Source organism: Allorhizobium sp. Av2 (genome assembly GCF_021462805.2).
Classification (GTDB): domain Bacteria; phylum Pseudomonadota; class Alphaproteobacteria; order Rhizobiales; family Rhizobiaceae; genus Allorhizobium; species Allorhizobium vitis_G.
In genome coordinates, this window is the sequence record NZ_CP192699.1 from 343,736 (window position 1) to 355,470 (window position 11,735).

The 11,735-nt window shown below is 58.1% G+C and carries 13 protein-coding genes; 2 read left to right on the forward strand and 11 right to left on the reverse strand.

Annotated elements, in window-relative coordinates; genetic code table 11:
• The first annotated feature begins 318 nt into the window (after positions 1-318).
• Positions 319-1,038: a helix-turn-helix transcriptional regulator gene (locus tag FS819_RS27320; protein ID WP_267967339.1), complete on the forward strand. Its 720-nt coding sequence runs from the start codon at positions 319-321 to the stop codon at positions 1,036-1,038.
• Positions 1,039-1,155: 117 nt separating this feature from the next.
• Positions 1,156-1,818 (forward strand): acyl-homoserine-lactone synthase, encoded by a 663-nt coding sequence (locus FS819_RS27325; RefSeq protein ID WP_070149943.1) that lies wholly within the window; start codon positions 1,156-1,158, stop codon positions 1,816-1,818.
• A 36-nt stretch (positions 1,819-1,854) separates the two neighbouring features.
• On the opposite strand, the gene trbI is transcribed toward FS819_RS27325, so the two are convergent.
• From trbI to trbB, 11 genes are read right to left on the reverse strand one after another with little or no spacing between them, the layout of a single operon-like run.
• Positions 1,855-3,150 carry an IncP-type conjugal transfer protein TrbI gene (gene trbI, locus FS819_RS27330; RefSeq protein ID WP_070167298.1) on the reverse strand — a complete coding sequence of 432 codons (1,296 nt, stop codon included), beginning with the start codon at positions 3,148-3,150 and terminating at the stop codon, positions 1,855-1,857.
• Between the two features lie 12 nt (positions 3,151-3,162).
• On the reverse strand, positions 3,163-3,588 hold the full coding sequence (gene trbH, locus FS819_RS27335; protein ID WP_234624959.1) for a conjugal transfer protein TrbH: 426 nt from the start codon (positions 3,586-3,588) through the stop codon (positions 3,163-3,165).
• 3 nt (positions 3,589-3,591) lie between these two features.
• Positions 3,592-4,422 carry a P-type conjugative transfer protein TrbG gene (trbG, locus tag FS819_RS27340; protein WP_070149946.1) on the reverse strand — a complete coding sequence of 277 codons (831 nt, stop codon included), beginning with the start codon at positions 4,420-4,422 and terminating at the stop codon, positions 3,592-3,594.
• A 15-nt stretch (positions 4,423-4,437) separates the two neighbouring features.
• Complete coding sequence (locus FS819_RS27345; RefSeq protein WP_070167299.1) at positions 4,438-5,100, reverse strand: conjugal transfer protein TrbF; 663 nt, start codon at positions 5,098-5,100, stop codon at positions 4,438-4,440.
• A gap of 21 nt (positions 5,101-5,121) precedes the next feature.
• A complete protein-coding gene (gene trbL / locus FS819_RS27350) occupies positions 5,122-6,279 on the reverse strand; it encodes a P-type conjugative transfer protein TrbL (protein WP_418883887.1) in 1,158 nt (385 codons plus the stop codon).
• 17 nt (positions 6,280-6,296) lie between these two features.
• On the reverse strand, positions 6,297-6,479 hold the full coding sequence (gene trbK, locus FS819_RS27355) for an entry exclusion protein TrbK (protein WP_070149949.1): 183 nt from the start codon (positions 6,477-6,479) through the stop codon (positions 6,297-6,299).
• On the reverse strand, positions 6,476-7,279 hold the full coding sequence (gene trbJ, locus FS819_RS27360; RefSeq protein ID WP_081341786.1) for a P-type conjugative transfer protein TrbJ: 804 nt from the start codon (positions 7,277-7,279) through the stop codon (positions 6,476-6,478). Before trbJ ends, trbK begins: the two co-directional genes overlap by 4 nt.
• Positions 7,272-9,707, reverse strand: coding sequence for a conjugal transfer protein TrbE (locus FS819_RS27365; protein ID WP_070149974.1), 2,436 nt, complete (start codon positions 9,705-9,707; stop codon positions 7,272-7,274). Before FS819_RS27365 ends, trbJ begins: the two co-directional genes overlap by 8 nt.
• A gap of 10 nt (positions 9,708-9,717) precedes the next feature.
• Positions 9,718-10,017 (reverse strand): conjugal transfer protein TrbD, encoded by a 300-nt coding sequence (locus FS819_RS27370; protein WP_015647762.1) that lies wholly within the window; start codon positions 10,015-10,017, stop codon positions 9,718-9,720.
• Positions 10,010-10,402 (reverse strand): TrbC/VirB2 family protein, encoded by a 393-nt coding sequence (locus tag FS819_RS27375; RefSeq protein WP_070149950.1) that lies wholly within the window; start codon positions 10,400-10,402, stop codon positions 10,010-10,012. The genes FS819_RS27370 and FS819_RS27375 overlap by 8 nt, the downstream gene beginning before the upstream one ends.
• Positions 10,392-11,357: a P-type conjugative transfer ATPase TrbB gene (gene trbB / locus FS819_RS27380; protein WP_052821131.1), complete on the reverse strand. Its 966-nt coding sequence runs from the start codon at positions 11,355-11,357 to the stop codon at positions 10,392-10,394. The genes FS819_RS27375 and trbB overlap by 11 nt, the downstream gene beginning before the upstream one ends.
• Between the last annotated feature and the right edge of the window lie 378 nt (positions 11,358-11,735).

Consider the following 11,735-nt stretch of genomic DNA (forward strand, 5'->3'; position numbering starts at 1 on the left):
GCTTATAGCGACCTAACCTCATCCGCGCCACCGCAGATTTGTTGGCGTCCGAGGTCGGCTCGCGGCCAGCGATTGAAGAAGGAGCCTAGAGTCGCTGTCGTTTTGGTGTCCAAACTGAAACGAAGGATCGTCCAATCGTCGAACTAAATTAACCTCCGCATAGCAATGCCTATCCTCGCCGGGAAGTTGCGTTTGAACCGAGAAAGCAATCAGGTTACGGCACAATCCCATCAAGTTCTGCATCGCTGCCGAACTCCTTTGGCTGATCATTCGATCTCTGAGGCCGATTGTCAGGCCGCAGTGCTTAGGAAGCGTATATTGACAGGACCTCTCGCCGATTTTTCTGACGTCAAGGAGCGCCTTGCAAAGGCGGGCGCGGTGACCGACGCACTCCATTTGATACAGTCGGTTTATCGCGTCGATTTCATAACCTACCATCTCGCTTCGACTGTGATCGGCGATTTTGATGCTCCGTTCGTGCGCACGACCTACCCGGATGCGTGGGTATCCACCTATTTGTTGAAGGGCTATGTCACCATCGATCCTGCCGCGCGCGAGGGCTTTCTGCGCCAACTGCCATTCGATTGGCGAGAACTCGACGTCACGCCCGAGATGCAGGTGTTTCTGGAAGACGCAATACGCCATGGGATCGGCCGCTTTGGCTTTTCCATCCCGATATCGGATAAAGCCGGCCGTCGTGCCATCCTCTCTTTGAATTCGGACGCCACCGCCGAAGACTGGGAGGTTCTGGTCAGTGCTCATCGGAGTGAATGGGTCGATCTAGCGTATCTCGTCCACCAGATGGCAGTGTTCGAGCTACATGGAGCGAGCGATCCGATCCCGGTCTTGAGTCCGCGGGAACGTGAGTGCCTGTACTGGAGCGCGCTCGGCAAAGATTACAAAGATATCGCGCTTATTCTCGGCCTTTCGCATCACACGACCCGCGGCTACATCAAGTCGGCGAGGACAAAACTCGGTTGCGCCACGATCTCGGCGGCGGCCACTCTTGCCCTGAAGCTACGCGTGATCACGATATGAGCCGACCGCCCGCCAGCCTTTGACAATACCCGCATATGGGTCTGACCATATGCGGGAATATCTGGCTCCTCCGCCAGGCGGCATCTTCCAGCCAAGATCAACAGCTGGAGATAAACCTTGTTCATTCTGGTTCAAGCGCATCAATACACCCGTTATCAGGCTCTCATGGATCAGGCATTTCGCCTGCGCAAACGCGTGTTTCACGATCAACTCGGTTGGGCCGTGACAATCGATGGTGATTGCGAGCGCGACGAGTACGATGCTCTGCGGCCGGCTTACCTGATGTGGAGCAATGATCGCGCGGATCGCCTTTACGGAACGCTGCGGCTGATGCCAACCACCGGGCCGACGCTTCTTTACGACGTCTTCCGCGACACGTTTGCGGGTGCCAGCCTGATCGCACCCGGAATCTACGAAGGGACGCGAATGTGCCTCGATGAGGAAATACTCTCCGAGGACTTTCCGAACCTGGAATCGGGCAAGGCTTTCGGCATGCTGTTGCTGGCGTTGTGCGAATGCGGATTGTCGCACGGTATCGAGACGCTGGTCTCGAACTACGAGCCGCACCTGGCGCGCGTCTATCGTCGGGCGGGGCTCGCCGTTGAAGAGGTTGGCCGCGCAGACGGCTATGGTCGCTCCCCGGTTTGCTGCGGTGTTTTCGAAGTTTCAGAGGAGGTTCGCACGCGCATGCAGCAGGCGCTCGGAGTCGGGGCTCCCCTCTATGCAGGATATCGGCCGCACAAAAAGGCGGACAGCGAGACCGTGCGCATATCGGCCTGATCCAGGAATTGTCCAAAGGGCGGTTGCGGCAACGCCTCAACCGCCATAATTTCCGGGAAAGACAATATCCTGGTCGACGAGAACGTTGAACTTGTAGCCCGGTCGGATCTGGATGGTGGGCTGAACATTCAGGTTCTTGGAAATCGTCTGCTCCGCGACGCGGCCGAAGGTCTCCGCAAAGTTCCTGCGTGCCGCGTCAGAGGCTGTATCCTGTGTGGCGAGGGTGGAACTCTCCGGAACTGCCATATCGATGCCAGTACCAATCAGTGCAACAAGCGCCGCCGAACCGAAGGTGCGGAAATAGTGATTATTGACCTTATCAGAGAACCCGCCATAGCCCTGCGAGTCCGTTCCAGCCATGCCACCGATCTGTAGTGTTGAGCCATTCGGGAAGATGACATCCGTCCAGACGACCAGAACGCGGCTTTGGCCAAACGAGACCTTGCTGTCATAGCGGCCGAGTAATTTGGTACCCTGCGGAATGAGAAGAAAATGCCCTGTGGCACTGTCGTAGATGTGCTGGCTCACCTGCGCTGTGATCCGGCCCGGCAAATCGGAAATGATACCGGTAATCATGGTCGCAGGGATGACCGAGCCGCGCTTCAATTCATAGCGCGACTGCTGGGGTACAACCTGGTTCGGCAGGTAGCCGAGATCCTTGATGTCAGCGTTGAAGAAATCTTCTTTCGAAGTCTGCCCATTTGGATCGACATTCTGCCCCACCAAACCTGATTTCATGGCCGCGGCGTAGAGATCAGAGGCACCGTTATTGGTGGCCGGCTGCCGCTCCGTTGTCCTGGTGTCGTTGGAGATATTTCCCAGCTCCGAGATTTCGACCTTCAGCGGCGAGTCAAATGCAGTCGCACGGGCCTGAAGGCTGGCCATACGCTGTCGCTGCTGTTCACGCAGGACTTGTTCGCGCTGCTCGCGGCGAAGTCGGGCCAACCATTCTTCTTCCGACTCCATTCGCGGTCGGCGCTCTTCCCGTGCCCGCTGCCTTATCTGCTCTTCTTCAATCGGCTTGGCCTCCACCTTTGTCTGGGTTGCAGGCGTGGGCTGGAATACGGGCTGCTCTTCGCGATCCCCGATGATGCCGTCTTTCACCCCGCGCTTCATCTGATCAGCGAAGGTCGATGCCGGGACGTTCGAGCCTGCTTCATCCGGAATTCTGTCGCCGAAACGCAGTCCCCGGGATGAGATGCCGTAGACAAGGACACCGGCGACGACGACTGCGATACCGATACCAAAGAACACCGGCAGGCGATTGAGCCGTTTCATGCCCTTTTCCTGCGAGGCGCTGCTCGGATTGCCGAGCTGGAGCGACTGGACCATATCTGTCTCTCCTCAGTTTCGCTTCATTAATGAAAGCGGGCTCGCCGGCGTGGCGCCACCAGATGACACCGAATAGGCCCGCCCAAGCTCGAGTGTCTCGCTGGAAAGCCTCACTAGCACCTGTCCGTCGACGTCGATCAACGAATATGCCAGCTCAATCGGTTTGGCGGTATCTTTGACGGAGCGTGCCTTGTCATCCGTCACGACAGTGAAACCCCACCCATTTAACGCGGCCTCGAGCGCGGTCGAGAACTCCGATGCGTCGCTGTGAAGCCTGATCGGCGTGACGGTTGACCCTGCCTGCTCGGCATAACGCCCAGCTATGTCGCCAGCGATCGCGCTTGCGGCGGGGCCGGTTACCGTCGAAGGCGCGTCTGTTCCGGTCTGGCAACCAGAGAGAAGAACGCCAGCAGCAAAAGGAAGAACGCAAAGGCGCATCGATCAGCCTCCCCGCCGGATGGTGATTTTCTGCTGACGCCAGCCGACGCCCGAAACAAGGACAGCCTTGTCGATGTTGTAATCGACGATCATCATGTCGTTCTTCATCCGGTAGTTTACGATCCGGTTTTGCCCGCCAGAGACCACGAAGAGGACCGGCGCATCCTGACCAGAGAGTGTTCGCGGAAACTGTATGTAGGTCTTCTGTCCATCCGAATAGACGCGCTTCGGCTTCCAGGGCGCGCTGCCGCTCAGTGAATAGGCGAAGGCAAGTTGCTCTGGCGGCACGCCGCCGTCGGCATTGGTCATCGTCTGAATGCGAGCGTTGATGTCGGACAATCTCGTCGCAGCCTCCTCCGGATACTCGAAACCAACGCGGGCCATGTACTGGCTTGGATGCGATTTGAGCTGAATATGATAAGTGCGCCTCGACGTCGTCACGACCATCGATGTGACCAGCCCGGCCTCAGACGGTTTGACGATCAGGTGAATTGCTTGGCCCCCTGCAGCACCGGATGTGGCCGGCTCGACCTTCCAGCGTACCGTGTCCCCGACAAGCACGTCGCGCACAATCTCCCCACCCTGAAGCTCGATGTCGCAGACCTGTAAAGGTGAGCACACGACAGAAGGCTGCGTCTCACCGAACAGGAAGATGACCTTTCCGTCGGCTCCCGTCGTCACCAGTCCCCGCTGCCCGCGCCATTTGTTGGAGAGGGTGGTTCCCTTAGCCTCATTTGTCGTCAGGTTCTGGGTAAAGCCCGTTGTCGTCGCCGTGATCAAAAGCGCAAGTGCGGTCATGCAGCAAAGCGCTGCCCGCTCTAACCTTGTATTCATTGAAGTCCCCTGCCCTTACAGTTGCGCGGTCCAGTCGAAGTCCTTGACATAGAGGCCGATGGGATTGAGCCGGATCGTCGCCTCGTCCTGGGGCGGGGTGATCGCCACCGTGGCTATGCCGCGAAATCGGCGTGTCGCGATTTCCTTGCCTTTGCGATCGCGCTCATACTCGGTCCAGTCGATCTGGTAGGTCTGGTTCGACAGCGCGACGATGTTGTTCACCTCGATGGCGACGGTCGCATTCACAGCTTTTTCGAATGGCGAGTTGCCGCGGAACCAGGCATTGATCTTCTGGGTCGAAGGATCGCTCGTCCTGAGAAGCGCATAGGTCCTATCGATGTATTGTTTCTGGACGACGGCGTCGGGCGTGATGGAGCGAAAACTGGTTATAAAGCCGCCGAGCGTTGCCCGGATGACCCGGGCGTCGGCATATTCGATCTGCTGCGGAAATCCTGCCGAGACGGTGTTTCCGAGCTTGTCGACCTCGACGATGTACGGCACGAGTTTGACCTGCGTGCTCAGATACAGCGAGTAGCCGAAACCGATTACCGCCATGCCAAGGCTCAAGATGCCGACCGTCCGCCATGCCGAGGCCGCCCTCACGTAAGAGCCGTATCGTTCCGACCATTCCTGCCTCGCGGCAAGGTACGGGTTCTCGGGGGCGCGTTGCGCTGCCATATTGTGTTCCCTGTCTTGAATTTACGATTTGTCCTGCCGCTCCGGCGGCTGACCGGGTGAGGCTCCTTTGCCACGAGCCTGGTCGAGCTTCGCGTTCGCCAGGCCAAGGATGGAGCCGGCATAGGCACCGGGTGACCCGATCGCCTTCTCCTTGGCTGCGGATCCTGCGGCCTGCCCGGCCGAACCAAGGCCTGCACCCACTCCGCGAATAGCCGCTCCTCCAAAGGATGATCCGGCGGCCCGCGCCGCTTGACCTGCGGCATATCCTGCTCCGGCCGCACCTGCGGCCAGGAAGGCTCCGCCAGTCGCGAAAGACGCCGCCTGCCCACCGTGCTGAATGGCTTCCATCCCGCCGGAAACAGACGCCCCCTGAACGACGCCCTGCATGATGTTTGGAACATACATCGCGATGATAAACACAACGACCGAGATGCCGGCGATCGCAAGTGTCGTGATGAACTGGTCGGTCTCGGCGGTTGGGGCCTGAGCAAGTCCCAAGAGGACACCGGAGCCGATTTTAGCGATCATGACCAACGCCATGAGCTTCATGCCAACGCCGAAAGCATAAACGAGATATCGGACGGCAAAGTCTTTGGTGAACGAGGATCCACCGAGGCCGAGCATAATCATTCCCGCGAGTAGGCCGACATACATCTCGACCATCACAGCCACGAAAATCGCTGCCACCAGCGAGAAGCAGATCACAACAATACCCATGGCGAGAACGGCTGCGATCGCAAGAGCATTATCCTCGAAGACACCGAACTTGGCCTGTTCCGACATCTGCGAAGCGACACGGATACCCGCATCGAACACCTCCGCGGGCGAAGCTGACCCACTACCGGCCCCGATCTGATAGAGACTATCGACAACAGCTTTGGCAAACGTTGGTCCCTGGGTCAAAACAAAGGCAAAAAAACCGATGAACATGATCCTCCGCACAAGCTCAGCGAACCAGCTGTCGAGGGATGCCGACTGAATGGCGAGCCACACTGCGGCAATCCCCACCTCTATTCCGGCGAGGATCCAGAACAGAGACCTTGCCGCATCCATGATGGTTGTTTCCCAGCCCTTGGCAGCGGAAGAAACCTGATTTTCAAGCTCCGTGAGGACTTGGCCCTGCTGTGCAAACGCAGGGCCGGCCAGCATAAGGCAGGCAAGTCCGGTTGCAAGAAGCATCAACTCGATCCGTGCCCTCACCATCTTGGACGCATTTCCTGGCCCTTTTCGATCGGGGGCAGGTCCTTATTCACACCGAAAAATTTCTCGCTCTTTTTGGATGAGGATCTCTCGTCGGACTTCATGATGAATACCGTTGCTGCTGCCACTGATGCAACTGCTACCAAAAGCGCGATAGCAATGACGATCGCGCGGCTCACCAGCGGGGCTCCATCTTCTGACCTTCGGGGACGGCACTGGTATCCGCGTTGAAGAACTTTTCCCGTCGTGCCTGTGCCAGATCCTTGTCGGTTTGCTCGCTTTGCAGCCACGTCCCCATCATCGTCATCTGCTGGGATACGAGACCACGCAGCTTTTGCGTTTGCGCGACCTGCTGCGCTGCAATCTCGTGGCCGACCTGGAGAGCTTTCATTTGGCCATCGGCAGATTCCGACATGTTTCGGAGGGAGTCCATCGTATCCTCCTCGCTGTCGAACTGGTCAGCCGTCAGGCTTGCAGCCTTGAGCGTGCTGGCGATGGTGTCGCGGTTGGTATCTGACCAACTGGCATAGCTCGAGGACAGGTCTGTCCCGTTGGCGGCGGCAGTCTGTAGCTCAGCATAGGATTGAAAGCGCTGCTTCAGCACATCATCTGCGCTCCCCATCGAGAAAGAGATGCTCTGTCCTTGATCGACGATATCCCGGAGCTGGTTGAGGTCGTTTTCGACTTGGCCCCAGATGTGATCGGGCAGCTGCGCCGTGTTTTGCAGCATGTTTTCATAGATGTTCAGCTGGTTCTGGATCTGCTCGGCCAGCTGACTGATCTGTGTCAGCTGATTGTCGACCTGCAGGCCGGAGCTTTTAAGGAGGTCGACGAGCTGTGCATTGTTGGCAAGCTGTGTCCACTCGGTGGCAGCGCCCGTCGCTGAGCCGGCAAATGCTTGTGCCGAAGCGCAGACTGCAAAAGCCGCCACGACAGCGGTGGCGGATTTTCTTCTGAGCGATAGGATATGGTCAAGCATAGCGATTGATCCCTCTTTCATTGAGCCATTGGGTTGGCCAGTCTTTGCCGAAGGTTGAGAGAAGTTCCCGGATCCGAGCGAGGTCGGCTTTGCCGGAAGCACCGACGAAGGAGAGGGTGAGCGGCCCCAGCGCCATATCAAAAAGGCGGCGTCCGTCCGGCGACGTCACGTAATATTCCCGCTTTGGAATAGCGGCTGCGACGATTTCGATTTGGCGAGGATTAAAGCCGATGCGCTCATAGAATTCCCGTGTCCCGGACTCGCGGGCAGCCCCATTCGGGAGGCAGATCTTGGTTGGGCAGGATTCCTTCAGGACATCGATGATGCCCGAACGCTCTGCGTCCGAAATTGACTGAGTGGCGAGAACGACCGCGCAGTTTGCCTTTCGCAGCACCTTCAGCCACTCGCAGATCTTGTCGCGGAAAACCGGGTGGCCGAGCATCAGCCACGCCTCATCGAGAATGATAAGGCTTGGTGCCCCCGTGAGCCGCTTTTCGATCCTGCGAAACAGATAGGTCAGCACGGGCACGAGATTTCGCTCGCCCATATTCATCAGTTGCTCGATCTCGAAGCACTGGAATTGACCGAGGGTCAGCGAATCCTGTTCAGCGTCGAGAAGCTGGCCCATGGGGCCGTCAACAGTGTAGTGGTGCAACGCGTCCTTGATCTCCCGCATCTGAACGCCACTCACAAAATCCGACAGCGACCGGCCTGGCGCCCCCGCCATCAAACCGATCTGCCGAGATATGGCGTTTCGGTGGTCCGGGGTGACCGTGACACCCTGCAGGGAGACGAGTGTTTCGATCCATTCGGAAGCCCAGGCGCGATCGGTATCGGTCGAGAGATCGGAGAGAGGGCAAAAGGCAAGCTTAGCCCCCTCTCCTGCCTCGCCGCCGATTTCATAGTGATTGCCATCCACGGCCAGCGTCAGCGGCAGAATAGAGTTGCCTTTGTCGAAGGCGAAAACCTGCGCACCCTTATACCGGCGAAATTGCGCTGCGATGAGCGCGAGAAGCGTTGACTTGCCGGAACCGGTTGGTCCGAAAATAAGCGTATGCCCGACATCATCCACGTGAAGGTTCAATCGGAAGGGTGACGATCCGGAAGCCACCTGTGTCAGTGGCGGCGCGTCGGGTGGATAAAACGGGCAGGGCGCAAGCGGACTGCCCGACCAGACGGAATTGAGAGGGATCAGGTCTGCGAGGTTGCGGGTGTTTATCAGCGGTTCCCGGATGTTGCAGTACCAGTTGCCTGGCAGGCTCCCGAGGAACGCGTCCGTCGCATTCAACGTCTCGATCCGCGCCCCAAATCCTTCAGCCTGGATTAGCCGTCGAACGGACTCGGCTTTATTGGCAAGATTTTCTCTGCTCTCGTCGAATAGAATGATCACCGGCGTGTAGTAGCCATAGGCGACCAGCTGTGAAGATGCCTCGGCGATCGCGTCTTCAGTTTCCGCGACCATGGCCATTGCGTCCTGGTCAACGGATCGGCTTTGCGTCTGGAAAAGTTGGTCGAAAAACGGCCGTACTTTTTGCTGCCATTTCTTGCGCGTGCGCTCCAACCGCTGCTTTGCCTCCTCAGCATCCAGAAAGATGAAGCGCGACGACCAGCGATAACTGAGCGGCAGGAGATCGAGGCTGTTGAGGATGCCTGGCCAGCTCTCGGCCGGCAAACCGTCGATCGCAATCACGCCCAAGAAACGGCTTTCGACTTTCGGGGTTAGGCCGTGCTCTAGCTCCGCGGTCGCCAGCCAATCCAAATACATGGGAATTTCAGGTAGGCGTACGGGGTGATTTTCACCGGTGATGCAGAACCGGATGAACTGGAACAGCTCATCGTAGCGGGCAATACGGGCGCCACCGCGTTCCGGTACTTCACGCGTTCGCATGCGCTCGATTGAGATGACGTTGCCGAGGTACTGCTCGATCTCCCGTATCGAGCGCCTGAAACTGTCGAGCACCGTGTCGGCATAGCTCGCCGTCCGGCTCTCGGTGTCCGAGTAGATATAACGCGTGACGCCAGAACGCCGGCGCTCGGGAGGGCGATATGTCAGGACGAGCGCATGCCGGCTCTCGAAATGCCCTCGCTCTTGTTCGAAGTGCTTGCGACGCTCATCATCGATCATGCGAGTGACAGGATCGGGGAAATGACTGCGTTCCGCAGAAGGATACTCAGTCGTTGGGATGCGCACGGCCTCGACCTGGATCATCCAGCCGGAACCTAGCCGTGAAAGGATCGTATTGATCTGTCGGGACAGCTCGTTGCGCTCGAAATCCGTGGCACTCTCGGAGTCAGGGCCGGCAAAATACCATCCCGCCATGAGACTTCCGTCCTTGAGAAGAATGATCCCGTTATCGACCAGTCCGGCATAGGGCACGAGATCGGCGAACGACGGTGCGGACGGGCGAAGGGAACGCAAAGCGACCATCATTGCACCTCTAAAAACGCCGCCACGGCGAAGACGTGGGCAGGTAGTGATGCCGGTAGCGCAAATGCCGCACATAGACATGACGCATGAGGGGATCGGATTTTGCCATCATGCGCAGTGCGCCGACGATCACGAACCAGATGGCGATGCCGAACAGCGCTGAATACAGGGTGAGCACGACGAAGATCAGGATGATTGCCACCAGCCCTGTGACAAGCAGGAGCTCCCGGTCTGCCCCCATCAGCAGGTTTGGCCGTGAAAGAGCGCGGTGAATGCGATTGCGTTGGAGAGCGGAATGCGGCTCACCCATTGGCCCCCTCCCCTCTTGCAACGGACATCGGCTGGGAAACGGTCCCTGGCAAACTTGTGGCAGTGATGCCGATCGACGCGCCGGTCGCACCGAACAGTCCGACAATCGTCGTCGCCCCCAGCAGGATACCGGCGACCAGTACGATGTAGACGAGGCGTCGCGCGAAATCGTTGAGCTCGCCGCCGAAGATCAGCATTCCGCCGGCGATCGCCATGGCGGCGAGGGCAATTGCTCCTGCGACTGGCCCAGTGATGGATTCCTGAATCTGTTCAAGCGGCCCCTCCCAGGGAAGACTCCCACCGGAACTGGCAAGGGCGGGCGCGGCAAGCGCCGCGCAAAACAGCGCAGCGAGCAGTCCGAGCCGAAGAGAGCGATTATGCAGCATGAATGTCCTCATCAATTTGAGCGTAATGTTCGGTCTGGTACCGGCTACCGCTGAAGCCCTCGACATTGATGACCTCTCGTACTCGTCTCCCCCTCCCAGCTCGCTCGATCGAGATGACAAGATCAACGGCCTCTCCGATCACAGCCTGCATCGGCTGCTGACTGACCTCGGCGGTCAGTTGCTCCAGACGACGCAAGGCGGACATGGCGGTATTGGAGTGGACGGTGGTGACACCACCGGGATGGCCGGTATTCCAGGCCTTCAACAGCGTCAGTGCGGCGCCATCGCGGACTTCGCCAACGATGATGCGGTCGGGACGGAGGCGCATGGTGCTCTTGAGCAGCCGCGCCATATCGATCGTGTCACTGGTATGCAGGCACACTGCATTCTCTGCCGCACACCGTATTTCCGCGGTATCTTCAAGAATGACCATGCGGTCATCCGGTGCTGAAGCTATGATTTCAGCGATCACGGCATTGGCGAGAGTCGTTTTGCCCGAGCCCGTTCCACCCGCGATCACGATATTGAGCCGATTCGCGATTGCGCTCCTGATCACTGTGGCTTGCGCCTCCGTCATCACCTTGTCAGCGATATAGTCGTCGAGTGGGATCAGCCTGGAGGCTCTGCGCCTGATCGTGAACGTTGGGGACGCGACAACCGGGGGCAGCAACCCTTCAAAGCGGTGTCCGCCAATGGGAAGTTCGCCCGAAATGATCGGCCGCTCATCGTCCGCCTCAGATTGTAGAGCGTGTGCGACGGAGCCGATGATTGTTTCCGCTGCTGTCGCAGCCATCTCACCCGCGGGCGCAATGCCCTGCCCTAACCGCTCGATGAAAACTTTACCGTCCGGGTTGAGCATGATCTCGACGACGCCAGGGTCGTCGAGGGCGATACATAAACGATCGCCCAGTGCTTCTTGAAGCTTGCGCACAAGGCGGGAATGCGACTGAAGCATTGCAGCTTTCTCCTCGCTGATTGGTTTGTGAGGGAAAAGAGCCGCGCCACGCTTTGATGTCCACGTACAAATTTGTGGGTCGCCTGCGTGAGGTGATTCCGTCAGGTTCCCATCGATTCTCTCAATGGGCTTCTGGGTCGCCTCAGATAAGGGCGGAAAAATCTGAGGAAAGAAAGGACATGGACGATGGCGATGAAATGCTCAACACACTGAAATATAACACCTAATCACGCGTTTTTGCGATGGTCTTGGATCATCTTAAGACATTGTTAACTTTAAATTCCTTGTCGCGCAGGGGGAATCGGACGATAGTTGCGCAAATTATGGCTTTATGGCCATTTTTTCGAAAGTGACGCCACCTAGGAAATAGTTTGCAAA

Excerpts from the sequence above, each read along its gene's own strand:
- trbI (WP_070167298.1), bottom strand. The coding sequence starts at position 3,150 with ATGGTCCAGTCGCTCCAGCTCGGCAATCCGAGCAGCGCCTCGCAGGAA.
- trbH (WP_234624959.1), bottom strand. The coding sequence starts at position 3,588 with ATGCGCCTTTGCGTTCTTCCTTTTGCTGCTGGCGTTCTTCTCTCTGGT.
- trbG (WP_070149946.1), bottom strand. The coding sequence starts at position 4,422 with ATGAATACAAGGTTAGAGCGGGCAGCGCTTTGCTGCATGACCGCACTT.
- FS819_RS27345 (WP_070167299.1), bottom strand. The coding sequence starts at position 5,100 with ATGGCAGCGCAACGCGCCCCCGAGAACCCGTACCTTGCCGCGAGGCAG.
- trbL (WP_418883887.1), bottom strand. The coding sequence starts at position 6,279 with ATGCTTCTTGCAACCGGACTTGCCTGCCTTATGCTGGCCGGCCCTGCG.
- trbJ (WP_081341786.1), bottom strand. The coding sequence starts at position 7,279 with ATGCTTGACCATATCCTATCGCTCAGAAGAAAATCCGCCACCGCTGTC.
- FS819_RS27365 (WP_070149974.1), bottom strand. The coding sequence starts at position 9,707 with ATGGTCGCTTTGCGTTCCCTTCGCCCGTCCGCACCGTCGTTCGCCGAT.
- FS819_RS27370 (WP_015647762.1), bottom strand. The coding sequence starts at position 10,017 with ATGGGTGAGCCGCATTCCGCTCTCCAACGCAATCGCATTCACCGCGCT.
- FS819_RS27375 (WP_070149950.1), bottom strand. The coding sequence starts at position 10,402 with ATGCTGCATAATCGCTCTCTTCGGCTCGGACTGCTCGCTGCGCTGTTT.
- trbB (WP_052821131.1), bottom strand. The coding sequence starts at position 11,357 with ATGCTTCAGTCGCATTCCCGCCTTGTGCGCAAGCTTCAAGAAGCACTG.